The following is a 14,970-nucleotide window of genomic DNA, read 5'->3' as shown; positions in this document are numbered from 1 at the left end:
ACGGTCCGCTCCCCGCCGTTCCATTGCCGCGACGCGACCGCCCGCCAACGTTCCAGATGCCCACCGCAGCGGCGGCCCGCCAACGTTCCAGATGCCCACCGCAGCGGCGGCCCGGCTGCTAGCGGAGATCGACCCGGCAGCGCCAGAGCGGATGGCCGGCAGCGAGGTACTTGCGCTCGAAGGGGGTCATCGGCGCGAGCGGAACGTAGGCCTCGCAGGTTGCCGCGTGTCCGCTCAGCAACTCGACTGCGAGAGAGAATTCGGCAATGTAGACCGGCCAGTTGCTGCGGCATTCGAGGGCACCGGCAAGCGCCAGAATGGTCGGGAACACTGCATGCCCGTGCCAGCGCCGGCCGACGTGGCAGCTCTTCGGCCAGGGGTTCGGATAGAGCAGGTAGTGGCGGTCGAGCTGGCCGCCGGCGTCGTGCAGCAAGCGCCAGTAATCGACGAGATCGGCGCGCTCCAGGTCGAGGTTTTCCGGCCAGGCGGCAGCCGTGCGGCGAGCGCGTGCCAGGCGCACCGCCGACTGGTCGATGCCGATCACGTAGTGATCCGGGAAGCGCCGGGCGAGCGCGATGCTGCTCTCGCCGACCCCGCAACCCGAGTCGAGAATCAGCCGGGATCCGCCCGCCAGGCGCTGATAGCGCTCGAAACTGTCGGCAAAGGCGCGCCGGCTGTGTTCGGCACAGGGTTTGCGGAAGGGGGCCCGGGAATGGCGATCGAGCAGCCGCCGCAAGTGCCGATGGACGGCGTCCTGGCCGCTGACCGGCAGGCGCGAGTCAGCCGGCATCGGGCGGCCGGCCGTCACCCGCGGCCGCCACTACCCCGTGCTGCCACAGCCGCTGGTTGACCTCGTCCACGGTGCGCAACGGGCGAATCGCCAGGAACAGCGCAGCAGCCCCGGCAAAATTCGGCCGCAATGCTGCCAACCACAGCTTGAGACGTCCGGGCGCATGTTGCGGCGCAACCTTGGCACAGACCTGCTGCCAGTACGACGCCAGCAGGGGCAGCAGTTCCTGCCAATCGGCGCTGCGATCGACCTCACCGTCGTCGCCCTCGCCGGCCATCACCCGCCGGATGTTGCGGGCAAGAAAAGGATCGGCGACAGCGCCACGGCCGAGCATCACATCACGGCAGCCGCTGACGGCACGGCAACGCCGATAGTCGGCCATTGTCCACACTTCGCCGTTGGCCGCCACGGGCTGCGCCACCACCTCGCAGATGCGGGCCACCCACTCCCAGTGCGCCGGCGGCCGATAGCCTTCGGCCCGTGTGCGGGCATGCACGACCAGCGAATCGACACCACCAGCGGCCAGCGCCCGCGCACAATCGAGCGTCCGCGACGTATCACGGACACCGAGCCGCATCTTCGCCGAAAACGGCGTTCCTGTCGGTAGCGCACGCCGTACCGACGACGCAATGCGGAAAAGTTGCTCGGGGTCGGCCAGCAGGGTCGCGCCGCCACCATGACGATTCACCTTCGGCGCCGGACAGCCAAAATTGAGGTCGATCCCCGCCGGGGCCAGGCGGGACAGTTGTCCGGCGTTGTCGGCCAGGCAGGCCGGGTCGCTACCGAGCAGTTGCACGACCAACGGCGTCCCCGCCCGGGTGCGGCCGGCCCGCGCGAGCTCCGGGCAAACGCGGACGAAGTTTCGTTGCGGCAGCAGGGTGCCGGAAACGCGAATGAACTCGCTGACCGCCAGGTCGTAGCCGCCGACCCGCGTCAGGACGTCGCGCAGTACGTCGTCGAGCAGACCTTCCATCGGTGCAAGCAACAATCGACTCATCTCTTTCCGCCATCCTCGCCTCGATTGTACCCGCCACGGAAGTGAGAGTGCGCTTCGCCATCGACCACTTCTCCGGATGCGGCGTGGTCAGCGCAGCCGGCAAGGCCCCGCACGGCGGCAGGTGAATGAGGAGGCGGAGACGATTGGTTCCCGCTGCGCACCGTTTGGCGATAGACTTGAGCGCCTGCCTCGTGCGAGCATGGTCACCAGGTGGGTGACGTGTGCGAGAAGCATTGCCGCGCGGTTTCTGTCTGCCAGGATGAGCGACCCGAAGAATCCACTCGAAGTGGCCCGTGAAACGTTCAGACTGCTGTCTGAACGCAAGCTGCTGCCGACGCCGGCGAACTACCAAGCGTGCTACAACGAGGTCGCCAGACTGCCCAACGTCGCCGGGTTTCCCGAGGCACCCATGCGGCAGCTCGCCGCTGCTCTCGGCAGACTGAGCCCGACAGCAGACCAGCAGCAGCTCGCCGCGCTCGAAGCGGCGATCGCCAAGCGCAGCTGGCAAGGCGTCCAGGAGGCTCTGCTCACGTTCACGCGCAGGAACCAGCCGGCCATCGCCAACCAGATGGATGAGTCGGCAGGAAGCAGCGGCAGCGCACCGGCACTGCTCGTGGGTCTTCTGCCGCCCCTGATGCACCTGATCGAAAGCCTGCTGCCGAGCCTCTGCCAGGACGATGACTCCCTGCTGGCACAGGGAAAGCAGCTTCTGCAGACGCTTGCGGCCCAGAAGGACGACCACCAGGAACTGCTGCCCCGACTGACTGCCTTCAGCCAGCGCATCTCGCTGATCGCCGAGGAACAGGGCGAAGTCCGGCTGACACTCCTCAAGCTGCTGCAACTGATCGTCGACAACATCGCGGCGCTCAGCGTGGATGAGCGAAGTGTTCGCGGTCAGATCGATACCCTCGCCAGGGCGGTGCTGCCGCCGCTCACGCTGCGCCGCCTCGACGACGTCGAGCGTCGCCTGCAGGACGTCATCGGCCGCCAGCGCGCGGCCAAGGAGCGCGCGCTTGCCGCCCAGGAGGCGATGCGCGCGATGCTGGCGGCGTTCATCGACCAGCTTGCGATGATGAACCAGTCAAGCACGGACTTCCAGAACGACCTCGAAGCGAGCGCGCTGCTCATCGCCGAAGTGCAGACGATCGAGGACCTGACGCCGCTGCTGCAACGGGTACTTCATGCCACTCGCTCGATGGCGGCGGATACCGCCGCTGCGCGCGACCAGCTGGGTGAACTCCAGACCAGGGTTGTCGACACGAACGCCGAACTCACCCGGCTGCACGAGGAGTTGCAGCAAGCGAGCGCCTCGGCACGCCACGACCCGCTGACCGACGTGCTCAACCGGCGCGGCCTCGACGAAGCGCTGGCGCGTGAGGTTGCCAGCATGCGTCGCAAGAGCGAGCAACCGCTCTCGCTGTCGCTGCTCGACGTCGACAACTTCAAGCAGATCAACGACCGCCTGGGGCACGCAACGGGCGATGATGCCCTCGTCCACCTGGTCCAGGTCGTCCGCAAGCACATGCGGCCGGTCGACACCCTGGCACGCTACGGCGGCGAGGAGTTCGTGATCCTGATGCCCGACACCCGCCTGGCCGAGGGCATGACGGCCATGCAACGACTGCAGCGGGAACTGACGAGGAACTTCTTCCTCGCCGGCAACGAGAAGATCCTGATCACCTTCAGCGCCGGTGTCGCCGAGCTGCATGCGGAAGAGTCCGGCGAAGACGCGATCCGGCGGGCGGACCAGGCCATGTACCTGGCGAAGCGCGCGGGCAAGAACCGCGTCATGGGCGGCTGAAGGGGAGCCGCCACCCACAAGTGACGAACGGCGACCGTTAGCGCAGCGCCGACGCGCGCAGTGGCTGCGCTGGCCGCTCGCCCGGATCAGGAGGGCATCGACTGCGCGAGGGGCAGGATCAGGCTGAACCGCGCGCCACCCTGCGCGCGGTTGCAGACCTCGAGGCGACCCCCATGCCGCTCGACGATGCCATAGCTGATCGACAGGCCGAGCCCGGTGCCCTGCCCCACGGGCTTGGTGGTGAAGAAGGGATCGAACACTCGCGACAGGTCGGCCGGGTCGATCCCGGGCCCGTTGTCGTCCAACTGCACGCAGACCGTGCGGTCGGCAATGATCGCGGCGATCTCGAGTTGCGGTGAGCGGCAGCCAGAGGTGGCATCGCGGGCGTTCAGCACCAGATTCATCAGCACCTGCTGCATCTGTCCCGGCGATCCCGTGACCGGCAGCTCGGCCGGCAGATCGACCTTGACCTGGAAGCCCGATGGTCCCGAGCGCGTCACCCAACGAACTGCCCGCGCGACGACCTCGGCAAGATTGAACGGCTCGTCGACCGTCCGATCGATGGCCGAGAAGCGCTTGAGTCCGTCGACGATGTCTCGCGTGCGCTCTCCACCCTCGGTCATGCCGTCGAGCAGCGGTTCGAGGTCGGCCATGATGCGGTCGATGCGCAGTTCCTGCCGCAATCGATCCACTTCCGGAGAACGCTGGCAGTCGTCCGAGTGAACCGCCTCAATGTAGCTCTGCAGGCGAGCAGCGTAGCGGCGAAAAGCCAGCACGTTGCCGAGGACGAAGCTGATCGGGTTGTTCAGCTCATGCGCGACGCCGGCTACCAGACGGCCGAGCGATGCCATTTTCTCCGCCTGTACGAGCTGCTGTTGCGTCCGTTTGAGATCCTCGTGCGCCTGCCGCAGGGCATGATAGGCACGCCGCAGTTCGCCGACCGGACGACCGGTGACGACCATGCCGACCAGCTTGCCCGTACCCGACAGCCGCGGCGTACAGTTCAGCGAGACGGGCAACGGGCTGCCGTCACGGCCGCTGATCAGCAGTTCGCAATCCTGTACGGCGGCCGGACGGGCCGCCGAGAAGAAATCGCGCGCGCGCTGCCGCGAACCTTCGTCGGCAAACAGCTCGGCCAGCGGTCGCCCCCGCAGCTGGCTCTCATCCTGGCCGATGCAGCGTCGCAACGAGTCGTTGACCTCCTGGATGGTACCGTGACGGTTGCAGACGATGAGGATGTCGGACATCGAAGCGAGAACGCTTTCGATGAACTGCTGCGAGTCCTCGAGGGCAGCGTTCTTCTGTTCGAGCACCACTTCGTACTGCAGGAGGTCGTTGTAGACCTCGTCCATCTTGCGAATGACCTCGACCCAGACCGTTTCGTCGACTTGCTCAAGGCCCGCCCGCGCCTCGGCGAGCGCATCGGGGCCGGGCACGGTGCACCGCTTCGCCGGCGTGGGCGATCGATCAGGTCCTGCCATCGAAGCACCGCCACCGATAAACCGCAGCACCGGTCGGCGCCCAACCCGTGCGCGGGCCGCTGCGCTCGTTCGCCACGACGGACACCAGCGACCCGTGCGCGACGCGGCGGCAGGTACCAGGAAGACGGGAACGGTCCATGCGCTGATCGTAGGGCCAATTGCTGGCGGCCGCAACACTGTCGTCGCGTGGTGGCGCCTGCCTTGAGCGGCCAAGCAGCGGCACACGGCGGCAGTGACCGGTCTTTCGCCCCCGACACGACGGGGTGGAAGGCAAGTTTCCAGTGCAAATGAAAAGAGCAAGGCCCCTGCTCGCCAAGGAACCCCGGGGCAGCAGAAAAGTTCCTGTTTTTGTTCAAGTCCTTCGCCTGGCACAGTTCTTGAGTGCGGTTCCCGCAGGAGCGGCTGCGCACTTCCCCGCGCAGTCGGTGGCAAGCTCCCGACCGGCGGTCGGACGACGAGAGAAGGGACAGAAGATGGCAAACAGCAGTCTGCTGCGGCTCGAAGGTGACTCGCGTATCGCCGTGGCAAGCGACCGGCTCGGCATGCGGCGGCGCGAGTTCCTGCAATTCTGTGCCACGCTGGCAGCCGGCCTGGGCTTGCCGCCGGGGGCCGATGCTGCGGTCGCCGAGGCGGTAGCGAGCAAGAAGCGGCCATCGGTGATCTGGCTGCACTTTCAGGAGTGCACCGGCTGCAGCGAATCGATGTTGCGCGCCGAGCATCCGACGCTGGAAAAGCTGATCTTAGACGTGATTTCGCTCGACTATCACGAGACGCTGTTTGCCGCCGCCGGTCATCAGGCCGAGCAGGCGCGCAAGAAGGCGATGGCGGACAACAAGGGAGGCTACGTCCTCGTCGTCGAGGGAGCGATCCCGACCCGCGACGGCGGCATTTACTGCAAAGTCGGCGGCCAGACTGCGATCGAGCTGACCAGGGAGTGTGCGGCCGATGCGGCAGCGGTGATCGCCATCGGCTCATGCGCCAGTTGGGGCGGCATGCCCGCAACCGATCCCAACCCGACCGGCTCGTCCGGAGTCGCTGCGGTGCTGGGCAAGCCGGTGGTCACGATTCCGGGTTGCCCGCCGAACCCCTACAACTTCCTGTCGACCGTCGTCCATTTCCTGGCATTCGGCAGCCTGCCGGCAGTCGATGACCTGGGCCGGCCAAAGTTTGCCTACTCGCGGCTGATTCACGAAAGCTGCGAGCGTCGCGCCCATTTCGACGCCGGCCGCTTTGCCGTCGAGTTTGGCGACGAGGGACACCGCAAGGGATATTGTCTCTACAAGCTGGGCTGCAAGGGACCTGAGACCTACGCCAACTGCCCAACCGTCCTCTTCGGCGATGCCGGCGCCGGCACCTGGCCGATCGGCTGCGGTTGCCCGTGCTTCGGCTGCAGCGAGCAGGGTGTCGGCTTCAGCAAGCCGCTGCACATGCTGGCCAAGGTGAAGAACGTCGAGCCGCCGCAGCAGTACCCGCGCATCGTCGAGGAGCAGGGCATGGGCGCGACGCTCGGATCGGCCGCCATCCTCGCCGCGGTCGCCGGCGCAGCTGCCGGCGGCGCGGCGATGGTGGCACGCAACCTCGGCCTGTCACACCAGGCCGAGGAGGCCGAGCGCGCCAAGGCAGCCAGCAAGAGGACGGAAATGGAGGCCTGACATGAAAACACGAGTGGGCAATGGGGGCGTCATTCCCGCCGGCCGCCGCCGCTTCCTCAAGGGTTGTCTCGGCACCGCCGGTGCCGCCGTTGCTGGCGCCACCGTCAGCGAGCGGGCCGCCGCGCGCGAGACCTACCAGCGGCCGGCGGAAGCGCTCGGTCTGCTCTACGACGCCACCCTGTGCATCGGCTGCAAGGCCTGCGTCGCCGCCTGCAAGCGGGCGAACGACAATCCGCCCGAATTCTCGACGACCGACAAGCTTTGGGACACGCCGCTCGACACCAGCGGCTACACCTTCAACATCATCAAGACGTACCGCAGCGGGACGATGGCGACGAAGGACGACGAGGAAAACGGCTATGCGTTCATGAAGACCTCATGCATGCACTGCGCCGACCCGTCCTGCGTCTCTGCCTGCCCGGTGACGGCAATGACCAAGGACGCGACGACCGGCATCGTCGCCTACGATCCCGAAGCCTGCGTCGGCTGCCGCTACTGCGTCGTCGCCTGCCCCTTCGGCATTCCGAAGTATCAGTACGATTCGCCGACCGGCAAGATCGGCAAGTGCGAGCTCTGCCGCCATCGCTACAAGGATGGTCACTACTCGGCCTGTGCCGAGGTCTGCCCGACCGGTGCCACCCTCTACGGGCGCACCAGCGATCTGCTCGTCGAGGCGAAGCGCCGTCTCGCACTCACCCCCGGCAGCGTCACGACCTATCCGCGCGGCAACCTCAGCGGCGGGCCGCAGCAGAGCTACGAAGGCAAGGTCGGCAACTACAAGCAGCACGTCTACGGCGAGACCGAATACGGCGGCACGCAGGTCCTGAAGCTTTCGGCGGTGGACTTCGCGAAGGTCGGCATGCCGTACCTGCCGCCGAAGTCGTCGGCATCAACCTCGGAGACCATCCAGCACACGCTCTATGGCGGACTGTTGATGCCCTTCGCGGTGCTCGGCGCACTGACCTACGTCGCCAAGCGCAACGTCCATCATGAGGATGACGAGGCGCCGCCGGCAGAGCCGCCCGGCAGGGAGGAATCATGAGCGCGCAGCAACATGCCCAGCCAGCACCGGTCGGCGGCAGCCTCTTCAATGCCACGACGCTCGTCTGTGGCATCCTGATGGCGATCACGGCGACGATCATCATCGTCCGTCTGTTCTTTGGCCTGAGTTCGACGACCAACGTCAACGACGGTTACTCCTGGGGCATCTGGGTCGTGGTCGATGTCTTCATCGGCTCGGCCCTCGCCTGCGGCGGCTTCTGCATGGCCCTCCTGGTCTACGTCTTCAACAAGGGCAAGTATCATCCGCTGGTGCGGCCGGCGCTGCTCGGCAGCCTGTTCGGATATACCTTCGCCGGTGCTGCGATCACCTTCGACCTCGGTCGCTGGTGGAACTTCTGGCACATCTTCTGGCCGGGCTACTTCAACGTGAACTCGGTGATGTTCGAAGTCGCCGCGTGCATCACGCTCTACATCATCGTCATGTGGATCGAGTTCTCGCCGGTCTTCCTGGAGAAGCTCGGTTTGCGCGACGCGCGCCGCAAGCTCGAGAAGTCGCTCTTCTTCTTCATCGCGCTCGGCTGCGTGCTGCCGATGATGCACCAGGCGTCGTTGGGAACGATGCTCGTGGTCATGGGTGGTCAGGTCCACCCGCTTTGGCAGACGCCGATCCAGCCCTTGATCTACCTGCTGTCGGCGATCATGCTGGGCTATGGCGTGATCCTCTTCGAGTCCTGTGTCGCCGCCTCGGCGTACCGGCGACAGATCGAGGTGAGCCTGCTCAATCCGATGGCGAAAGTCATGCTCGGCATCATCGTACTGTTTCTCGTCGTTCGCTTCACCGATGTCGCCGTACGTGGGGCGTTGCCCGAGGCTTTCCGCGCCAGCCATATCGCCCTGACCTTCTGGGCCGAGAACCTGTGCCTGGTGGCGACCTTCCTCCTGATCGGCACGGTCGAGGCGCGGCGCAATCCTGCCCGGCTGTTCCTCGCCGGAATCACGGTCATGCTGAGCGGCATCCTGCTGCGCCTGAACGGCTTCCTGATCGCTTTTGACACCGGTCCGGGCTGGAGCTACTTCCCCTCGGTGCCCGAACTTCTGGTCACCATCGGCATCTTCGCCGCCGAGGTTTTCGGCTACATTTACATCACCCGCCGCTTCCCGGTCCTGCCGCGTGAAGAAACCTACGCCCAGCCAGCGCACAGCTGAGGCCGCTTTCAGGAGACAACGAGATGTCGCAAAGAGTCACGATTGATCCGGTGACGCGGATCGAAGGCCATCTGCGCGTTGATGTGGAAGTCGATGGCGGCAAGGTGAAGAAGGCGTGGGCGTCGGGCCAGATGTGGCGTGGCGTCGAGAACATCCTGATCGGTCGCGATCCGCGCGACGCCTGGGCGATCACGCAGCGCATCTGCGGCGTCTGTACGACGGTGCACGCGCTGGCCTCGGTCCGCTCGGTCGAGAACGCCCTGCAACTGGAACTGCCGGTCAACGCCCAGTACATCCGCAACATGATCATCCTGGCGCACGCGGTGCATGACCACATCGTCCATTTCTACCATCTCTCGGCGCTCGACTGGGTCGATGTCACGAGTGCGCTGAAGGCCGATCCGGCGAAGGCCGCCAGCCTCGCCGAGAGCCTCTCGTCGTGGTCCGGCAACAGCAAGGCCGAGTTCAGCAAGGTGCAGCAACGTCTTTCGGGATTCGTCGGGACCGGTCAACTGGGCATCTTCACCAACGGCTACTGGGGACATCCGGCGATGAAGCTGCCGCCGGAGATCAACCTGATCGCCGTCGCCCACTATCTGCAGGCACTCGAAGTGCAACGGCACGCCAACAAGGTGGTCAGCATCCTCGGTGGCAAGACGCCGCACATCCAGAACGTCGTCGTCGGTGGCGTCGCGAATGCACTGGCCGTCGACTCGCAGGCCGTCCTCACCGTCGAGCGCCTGCTCGCCGTCAAGGACTGGATCGACCAGCTCGCCGACTTCGTCAAGAATGTGTACCTCGTCGACGTGGCGGTGGTCGGCGGATCGTATCCCGAGTGGACGCAGATCGGCCGCGGCATCGTCGACTACCTCTGCGTGCCCGACATCCCGCTCGACGGCAGGAACACGGAGTTCGCCCTGCCCGGCGGCCACATCGCCGGCGGCGACCTGGCGAGCTTCAAGCAGATCAGGACGCACGACGACGCGTACTTCAAGGATGGCGTGAGCGAGTCGGTCAAGCATTCATGGTATGAAGGCGGCAAGGGTCCGCTGCATCCGTACAAGGGGGAAACACGGCCGCAATACACCGATTTCCAGGATGACGGAAAATACTCGTGGCTGAAGTCACCGACCTTCTACGACAAGCCGATGCAGGTTGGACCGCTGCCACGCGTACTCGCGATGGTCGCTGCCGGGCACAAGCCGACGATCGACTATGCAGCGCACGCGCTCGAACTGGTGTCGACGGTGGCGAAGACCAAGGTCGGCATCGACGCGCTGCACTCGACGATCGGGCGTCATGCCGCACGTGCCGTCGCCTGCGCAGTCGAGGTGGACGAACTCGCCCGGCAATGGGATCTGCTGCTGGCAAGCATGGCCAAGGGCGACCTGAAGACCTTCAACAAGCCGGTTTTTCCGCAGGGCGAAATCACCGGCGTCGGCATGCACGAAGCTCCACGCGGCGTCCTCTCGCACTGGATCGTGATCCGGGACGGCAAGATCAGGAACTACCAGTGCGTCGTGCCGACGACCTGGAACGCTGCGCCGCGCAACGAGAGGGACGAACCCGGCGCCTACGAGGCATGCCTCGCCGGAACGCCCGTCGCGATTCCGGATCAGCCGCTCGAGGTTCTGCGTACGGTGCATTCCTTCGATCCCTGCCTGGCCTGCGCGGTACACGTCGTGGACCAGGAAAGGCAGCCCGTCATCCGGGTCAAGGCGGCCTGATGCGGCCGCCGGCCGAGCCGCCGCGCGGCACCGCTGCAGCGGCCCCGACCTGACGCTTCGTGCAGGCGCGAACGAGCATGCGAGTCGTGGTCCTCGGGGTGGGCAACGTTCTCCTGAGCGACGAGGGGCTTGGCGTTCGCGCGGTCGAACGTCTGCAGCGGATAAACTGCCTGCCGCCCGAGGTTGAAGTGATCGATGGCGGCACATCGGGCATGGAACTGCTCGAGCAGATCGAGGGAATCGACGCCTTGATCATGGTCGACGCGATCCGCGCCGGCGCGCCCCCGGCAACGCCGATCCGACTGGCTGGGGAAGCCCTGCCGGTGTTCTTCCGCACCAGGCTGTCACCGCACCAGGTTGGCCTGAGCGACGTCTTGGCCAGCCTCGAGCTCCTCGGCAGGTCGCCGCGTCACATCTGCATCCTCGGCCTGCAGCCGCAATCCCTCGCCTTGGGGATGGAACTGAGCCGCGCAGTCGAGGAAGGCATGCCCGCGCTCCTCGCCATGGTCACAGCCGAACTGGCTTCGCTCGGGCTGGCCGCGCCGGCAAAGAGCTGCGGAGGAAGCTGAGATGTGTCTGTCGCTACCGATGCAGGTCGTCGCCGACGCCGACCCGACTGGCGAGGTCGCCATCGTCGAGCGGCGGGACGGTGAAGAAGTGCGGCGCGAGCACGTCAACATGCTGCTGCTTGGCCGGCAGGCGATCGGCACCTGGGTCCTTGTCTCGCTCGGACTGGCGCGGGAGGTCGTCGACGACGATCAGCGAGTGCTGATCGAAGACGCGCTCTCGGCCGTGCAGGCTGTCCGCAGCGGCAGCTATGATGCCGAACTGCACTTCGGCGACCTGCTGCACGCCCGGCCGCAGAGGGACGGCCCCTGATGATTCGCAGGCGCGCGTTCGAGGCGGCACAACCGCCACCGGCCCGACCAATCGCCGAGGATCCGGCGCGACGAGTCGAGGCGAAGTACCTCCGCCTGTGGACAACCAGCATGCGCGACCTCCCGTTCGTCAATCCCGCCCTGTCGGTCGAGGCGATCGGCTTTCGCCGCCATGGCTCGACCGGCGAATCCCTTGCCGGCACGACGAGCAGCGCAACAGGCGACTGGATCGGCGCCGTCATCACGCCATGGGTGATCGGCCTCCTCCTGTTGCCCGGCGGCGGCAGCCTGTGGTCTGATCGCCGCCCGGGAGACCGCTGTCACGTTACGTTTCCGATCGGTCCGATCGAGTTCATCGCGGACTACGAGCCTGACGCGGACCTGCCGGCGTACCAATACTGCCCGCTCTTTGCCCCCCCGAGCCGCTTTGCTTCGCAGATCGCCGCACAGGCGGCGGCAACGGCGGCACTCGACGCCTTGCTGAACGGCGGCGCGAGCGAAGACCCGGCGAACAGCCCGGCGACCGGGCAGCGTGAGTCCTCCCGCCGTGCCTTCCTGCGGCGATTCGTCAAGACCTGAGGGTCGTTGACGAGAGCGCCACGAGCCCCAGACGCGAGCGAGCAGGAAGGGCAGTAAAGCGGCTGCCGGCTGGCTCCGCCCGAACACCCCTGGAGCGGCATCCGGTCGGGCGGCCGGCGCCCCATCCCCGCCCAAAAGATCTCAGCCGGCGCGCGAGTCAAGCCACACCTCGAGCCCTTGCGCATTGAGGTCGAGATCAGTGGCGAAAAGCTTCAGCACCTGTGCCCTGGGCAGCGCGCAGCCGAAGCGCTCAGCCTCGACCAGAAGCAGTTCCTGCAGTCCCGCGCGAATCCTTGCTCGACGCTGGCTGCCTGCCGCATCGGCAAGACGGGCGATGCGGACATGCTCGTCGATCAGCTCGTGCAGGCGCACCGCCTTGGCTGCCACATCGCGCACCTGACTGTAATGCGTCAGGTACATCACTTGCGGCGCATGGCTGAGCAGCAGATCGAGCGATGCATGCATGGCCACCGGATCGAATTGAACCGGCGTCGTCGTCGGAAAGATGAACTGCCTGCCATCCCGGTCCAGCTCGCGATAGGACAGCCCGAAGATGTCTCCGGTGAAGAAACTCGAGCTGCGGTGGTCGTACACGCTGATGTGATGCCGGGCATGACCCGGAGTGTCGAGACACAGCAGTTCCCGACCCGCCAGATCGACCCGCAGGCCGTGCGTCGCCGGGATGATCCGCCGCTCGGCGATCGGCAGGATCTCGCCGTACAGCTCCCTGACGGCCGCCGAACCGTAGACGGCAGTGACACCCGCGACCAGCCGCGACGGATCGACCATGTGTGCGACGCCACGCGGATGCACCAGCAGCCGTGCGTTCGGCAATACGCCCATCAGGCTGCCCGCACCACCCGCATGATCGAGGTGAATGTGGGTCAGGATGAGGTAATCGACGGCTTCGGGCAACAGATCGAATGCGTTCAGGGCTGCCAGCAGCGGCTGCACGGACGCGTTGCTGCCGCTGTCGACGATGGCCACCCGGCCTTCCTCGACGATCAGATGGACGGCCGCGAGCAGCGGGCGCACGTAGCCCGCGTCGACGGAATGGATGCCGTGCTCGTAGGAACGGAGAGAATTCATCCCGATGGTTTCCTTTTTTGCAGGCGAGGATTATAGTTGCCATCGCGCCGTAGTGACGATCCATCCGATTCTTGGCTTTGCCCGCACTTGATCATGACGCACTTCTTTGCTGACGATGGAGAAAAGATCCACGTCCAGCTCGCCGGCGATGGCCCGCCGATCATCATGCTGCACGGCTGGACCGCCAGTCATCTGGAGTGGGCGCCGTTCCTCGACCAGTTGACGCCGCATCATCGCGTGCTCCGCTGGGACGCACGCGGCCATGGCGGCCACCGACTCACCCGCGACACGGTCCCGACGGTGCAACGAATGGCCCGTGATCTGCACAACCTGATCGACCACTACCAACTCGATCGGCTGGTCGCAGTCGGTCATTCGATGGGCGCCCTCACGCTCTGGCAGTACATAGAGGAACACGGCTGCAGTCGACTCAGCAAGGTCTGCTTCCTCGATCAGTCGCCGAAACTGCTGACCGACGCTGAGTGGCTGAACGGCATCTACGGTGATTTCGACCGCGAACGTTCAGCCGCTTTCCTCAAGCACCTCGAGAGCGACTTTGCGGAATCGGTTCTGCTGCTCGGCGCCATGGGACTCAACGAACGCGCCCGGGAAAAGTACCACGCCGGTTCGCGCGGCCTCGAGAAGGCCCGGAAATGGCTGAAGGAACAGGATCCCGCGCCGTTGATCGCCTGCTGGGAGAGCCTCGCCGAGGCCGACTATCGCGCCACTCTCGAGCGCATCGATATCCCCGCGTTGCTGGTCTACGGTGGCAACAGCAACTATTACCGCAGCGAGACCGCCCACTACGTGAAGAATCGGATTGCCAACGCCGTCCTGCACGTTTACGAAGGCACCGATCACTCGCCCCACCAGTGGGAACGGGAGCGCTTCGTCCGCGACCTGCGCGAGTTCATCGATTCCCCTTGAACCGTTGCACAAAGCGCTTGCGGAAGGTCGCGAGCTTCGGGCTGACGACGTACATGCAGTACGGCTGATCGCCGTTACGGCGAAAATACTGCTGATGGTGGCTTTCGGCCGGGAAGAAGGTCGGCACTGGCAGCACTTCGGTAACCACCGGCCTCGCCCAACCAGCCTCCCGAGCCAGCTCGGCGATCACCGAACGCGCTATTTCTTCCTGCTCCGGGCTGTGAAAGAAGATCACCGATCGATATTGTGAGCCGACGTCGTTACCCTGGCGATTGAGTGTGGTCGGATCGTGGATGGCAAAGAAGACCTCGAGGACTTGACGAAAGTCGCATCTTTTCGCGTCGAACGTCAGCCGCACGACTTCCGCGTGGCCTGTGCGCCCGCTGCAGACCGCCTCATAGGTCGGGTTCTCGGTGCTCCCCCCACAGTAGCCCGAGATCACCGACTCCACCCCGATCATCTGTTCGAAAACCGCCTCCAGGCACCAGAAACAACCTCCGCCCAGTGTCGCCATCTCGATACTTGTCGCCATGCCCAATCTCCGCTCAGAGACCGCCACCCCCCAGAGCCCTTGGCGCTGCCGTGTCTGTGCTCACTCCCCTTCGCCGTCCAGCCGCGAACGCCAAAAGCCCTCGCCACGTGTGTGGTGAGGGCTTTTGTTGTGGTTGGGGGGCCTGGCGGTGACCTACTTTCACACATGGGAGATGCACTATCATCGGCGTACCTTCGTTTCACGGTCCTGTTCGGGATGGGAAGGGGTGGGTCCAAAGGGCTATGGCCGCCAAGCGTAACGGGTATGTCCGCGGTGGGTTGCGGACGCAAGGGAGGAAGAAGGGGTTGT

Annotated in this window: 14 protein-coding genes and 1 rRNA gene; 9 read left to right on the top strand and 6 right to left on the bottom strand. The window is 65.7% G+C overall.

Features of this window, described 5'->3' with window-relative positions; translation table 11 throughout:
- Nucleotides 1–118 precede the first annotated feature (118 nt).
- Both trmB and V5B60_RS14060 read right to left on the bottom strand, forming a co-directional pair.
- The gene (trmB, locus tag V5B60_RS14065; protein WP_332347647.1) at nt 119–790 is read right to left on the bottom strand and encodes a tRNA (guanine(46)-N(7))-methyltransferase TrmB; all 672 of its coding nucleotides are present in this window, start codon (nt 788–790) and stop codon (nt 119–121) included.
- A complete protein-coding gene (locus tag V5B60_RS14060; protein WP_332347646.1) occupies nt 780–1,787 on the bottom strand; it encodes a tRNA dihydrouridine synthase in 1,008 nt (335 codons plus the stop codon). Before V5B60_RS14060 ends, trmB begins: the two co-directional genes overlap by 11 nt.
- A 259-nt stretch (nt 1,788–2,046) precedes the next feature.
- Between V5B60_RS14060 and V5B60_RS14055 the strand changes: the two genes are divergently transcribed.
- The gene (locus tag V5B60_RS14055) at nt 2,047–3,588 is read left to right on the top strand and encodes a GGDEF domain-containing protein (protein WP_332347645.1); all 1,542 of its coding nucleotides are present in this window, start codon (nt 2,047–2,049) and stop codon (nt 3,586–3,588) included.
- A gap of 86 nt (nt 3,589–3,674) precedes the next feature.
- On the opposite strand, the gene V5B60_RS14050 is transcribed toward V5B60_RS14055, so the two are convergent.
- Complete coding sequence (locus tag V5B60_RS14050; RefSeq protein ID WP_434735334.1) at nt 3,675–5,069, bottom strand: PAS domain-containing sensor histidine kinase; 1,395 nt, start codon at nt 5,067–5,069, stop codon at nt 3,675–3,677.
- 473 nt (nt 5,070–5,542) lie between these two features.
- On the opposite strand from V5B60_RS14050, the gene V5B60_RS14045 reads away from it, so the two are divergent.
- From V5B60_RS14045 to hybE, 7 genes are all read left to right on the top strand, one after another.
- Nucleotides 5,543–6,721: a hydrogenase small subunit gene (locus V5B60_RS14045; protein ID WP_332347643.1), complete on the top strand. Its 1,179-nt coding sequence runs from the start codon at nt 5,543–5,545 to the stop codon at nt 6,719–6,721.
- 1 nt (nt 6,722) lies between these two features.
- A complete protein-coding gene (hybA, locus tag V5B60_RS14040) occupies nt 6,723–7,763 on the top strand; it encodes a hydrogenase 2 operon protein HybA (protein WP_332347642.1) in 1,041 nt (346 codons plus the stop codon).
- Complete coding sequence (gene hybB / locus V5B60_RS14035) at nt 7,760–8,929, top strand: Ni/Fe-hydrogenase cytochrome b subunit (RefSeq protein WP_332347641.1); 1,170 nt, start codon at nt 7,760–7,762, stop codon at nt 8,927–8,929. Before hybA ends, hybB begins: the two co-directional genes overlap by 4 nt.
- A gap of 23 nt (nt 8,930–8,952) precedes the next feature.
- A complete protein-coding gene (locus V5B60_RS14030) occupies nt 8,953–10,656 on the top strand; it encodes a nickel-dependent hydrogenase large subunit (protein WP_332347640.1) in 1,704 nt (567 codons plus the stop codon).
- Between the two features lie 77 nt (nt 10,657–10,733).
- Nucleotides 10,734–11,225 carry a HyaD/HybD family hydrogenase maturation endopeptidase gene (locus tag V5B60_RS14025; RefSeq protein ID WP_332347639.1) on the top strand — a complete coding sequence of 164 codons (492 nt, stop codon included), beginning with the start codon at nt 10,734–10,736 and terminating at the stop codon, nt 11,223–11,225.
- A gap of 1 nt (nt 11,226) precedes the next feature.
- Complete coding sequence (locus tag V5B60_RS14020; protein ID WP_332347638.1) at nt 11,227–11,535, top strand: HypC/HybG/HupF family hydrogenase formation chaperone; 309 nt, start codon at nt 11,227–11,229, stop codon at nt 11,533–11,535.
- A complete protein-coding gene (gene hybE / locus V5B60_RS14015; protein WP_332347637.1) occupies nt 11,535–12,113 on the top strand; it encodes a [NiFe]-hydrogenase assembly chaperone HybE in 579 nt (192 codons plus the stop codon). The genes V5B60_RS14020 and hybE overlap by 1 nt, the downstream gene beginning before the upstream one ends.
- A gap of 141 nt (nt 12,114–12,254) precedes the next feature.
- On the opposite strand, the gene V5B60_RS14010 is transcribed toward hybE, so the two are convergent.
- On the bottom strand, nt 12,255–13,202 hold the full coding sequence (locus V5B60_RS14010; RefSeq protein WP_332347636.1) for an MBL fold metallo-hydrolase: 948 nt from the start codon (nt 13,200–13,202) through the stop codon (nt 12,255–12,257).
- 93 nt (nt 13,203–13,295) lie between these two features.
- On the opposite strand from V5B60_RS14010, the gene V5B60_RS14005 reads away from it, so the two are divergent.
- A complete protein-coding gene (locus V5B60_RS14005) occupies nt 13,296–14,129 on the top strand; it encodes an alpha/beta fold hydrolase (RefSeq protein WP_332347635.1) in 834 nt (277 codons plus the stop codon).
- On the opposite strand, the gene msrA is transcribed toward V5B60_RS14005, so the two are convergent.
- Both msrA and rrf read right to left on the bottom strand, forming a co-directional pair.
- A complete protein-coding gene (msrA, locus tag V5B60_RS14000; protein ID WP_332347634.1) occupies nt 14,113–14,661 on the bottom strand; it encodes a peptide-methionine (S)-S-oxide reductase MsrA in 549 nt (182 codons plus the stop codon). The genes V5B60_RS14005 and msrA overlap by 17 nt on opposite strands.
- A 140-nt stretch (nt 14,662–14,801) precedes the next feature.
- Nucleotides 14,802–14,915, bottom strand: a 5S ribosomal RNA gene (rrf, locus tag V5B60_RS13995).
- Nucleotides 14,916–14,970: the final 55 nt, after the last annotated feature.

The sequence above is a fragment of the Accumulibacter sp. genome (genome assembly GCF_036625195.1).
Lineage (GTDB): Bacteria > Pseudomonadota > Gammaproteobacteria > Burkholderiales > Rhodocyclaceae > Accumulibacter.
This window is presented reverse-complemented; position numbering and strand designations above follow the sequence as displayed.

What these genes read in the sequence shown, in the direction of transcription:
- trmB (WP_332347647.1), bottom strand. Translation starts at nt 790, where the DNA reads ATGCCGGCTGACTCGCGCCTGCCGGTCAGCGGCCAGGACGCCGTCCAT.
- V5B60_RS14060 (WP_332347646.1), bottom strand. Translation starts at nt 1,787, where the DNA reads ATGAGTCGATTGTTGCTTGCACCGATGGAAGGTCTGCTCGACGACGTA.
- V5B60_RS14055 (WP_332347645.1), top strand. Translation starts at nt 2,047, where the DNA reads ATGAGCGACCCGAAGAATCCACTCGAAGTGGCCCGTGAAACGTTCAGA.
- V5B60_RS14050 (WP_434735334.1), bottom strand. Translation starts at nt 5,069, where the DNA reads ATGGCAGGACCTGATCGATCGCCCACGCCGGCGAAGCGGTGCACCGTG.
- V5B60_RS14045 (WP_332347643.1), top strand. Translation starts at nt 5,543, where the DNA reads ATGGCAAACAGCAGTCTGCTGCGGCTCGAAGGTGACTCGCGTATCGCC.
- hybA (WP_332347642.1), top strand. Translation starts at nt 6,723, where the DNA reads ATGAAAACACGAGTGGGCAATGGGGGCGTCATTCCCGCCGGCCGCCGC.
- hybB (WP_332347641.1), top strand. Translation starts at nt 7,760, where the DNA reads ATGAGCGCGCAGCAACATGCCCAGCCAGCACCGGTCGGCGGCAGCCTC.
- V5B60_RS14030 (WP_332347640.1), top strand. Translation starts at nt 8,953, where the DNA reads ATGTCGCAAAGAGTCACGATTGATCCGGTGACGCGGATCGAAGGCCAT.
- V5B60_RS14025 (WP_332347639.1), top strand. Translation starts at nt 10,734, where the DNA reads ATGCGAGTCGTGGTCCTCGGGGTGGGCAACGTTCTCCTGAGCGACGAG.
- V5B60_RS14020 (WP_332347638.1), top strand. Translation starts at nt 11,227, where the DNA reads ATGTGTCTGTCGCTACCGATGCAGGTCGTCGCCGACGCCGACCCGACT.
- hybE (WP_332347637.1), top strand. Translation starts at nt 11,535, where the DNA reads ATGATTCGCAGGCGCGCGTTCGAGGCGGCACAACCGCCACCGGCCCGA.
- V5B60_RS14010 (WP_332347636.1), bottom strand. Translation starts at nt 13,202, where the DNA reads ATGAATTCTCTCCGTTCCTACGAGCACGGCATCCATTCCGTCGACGCG.
- V5B60_RS14005 (WP_332347635.1), top strand. Translation starts at nt 13,296, where the DNA reads ATGACGCACTTCTTTGCTGACGATGGAGAAAAGATCCACGTCCAGCTC.
- msrA (WP_332347634.1), bottom strand. Translation starts at nt 14,661, where the DNA reads ATGGCGACAAGTATCGAGATGGCGACACTGGGCGGAGGTTGTTTCTGG.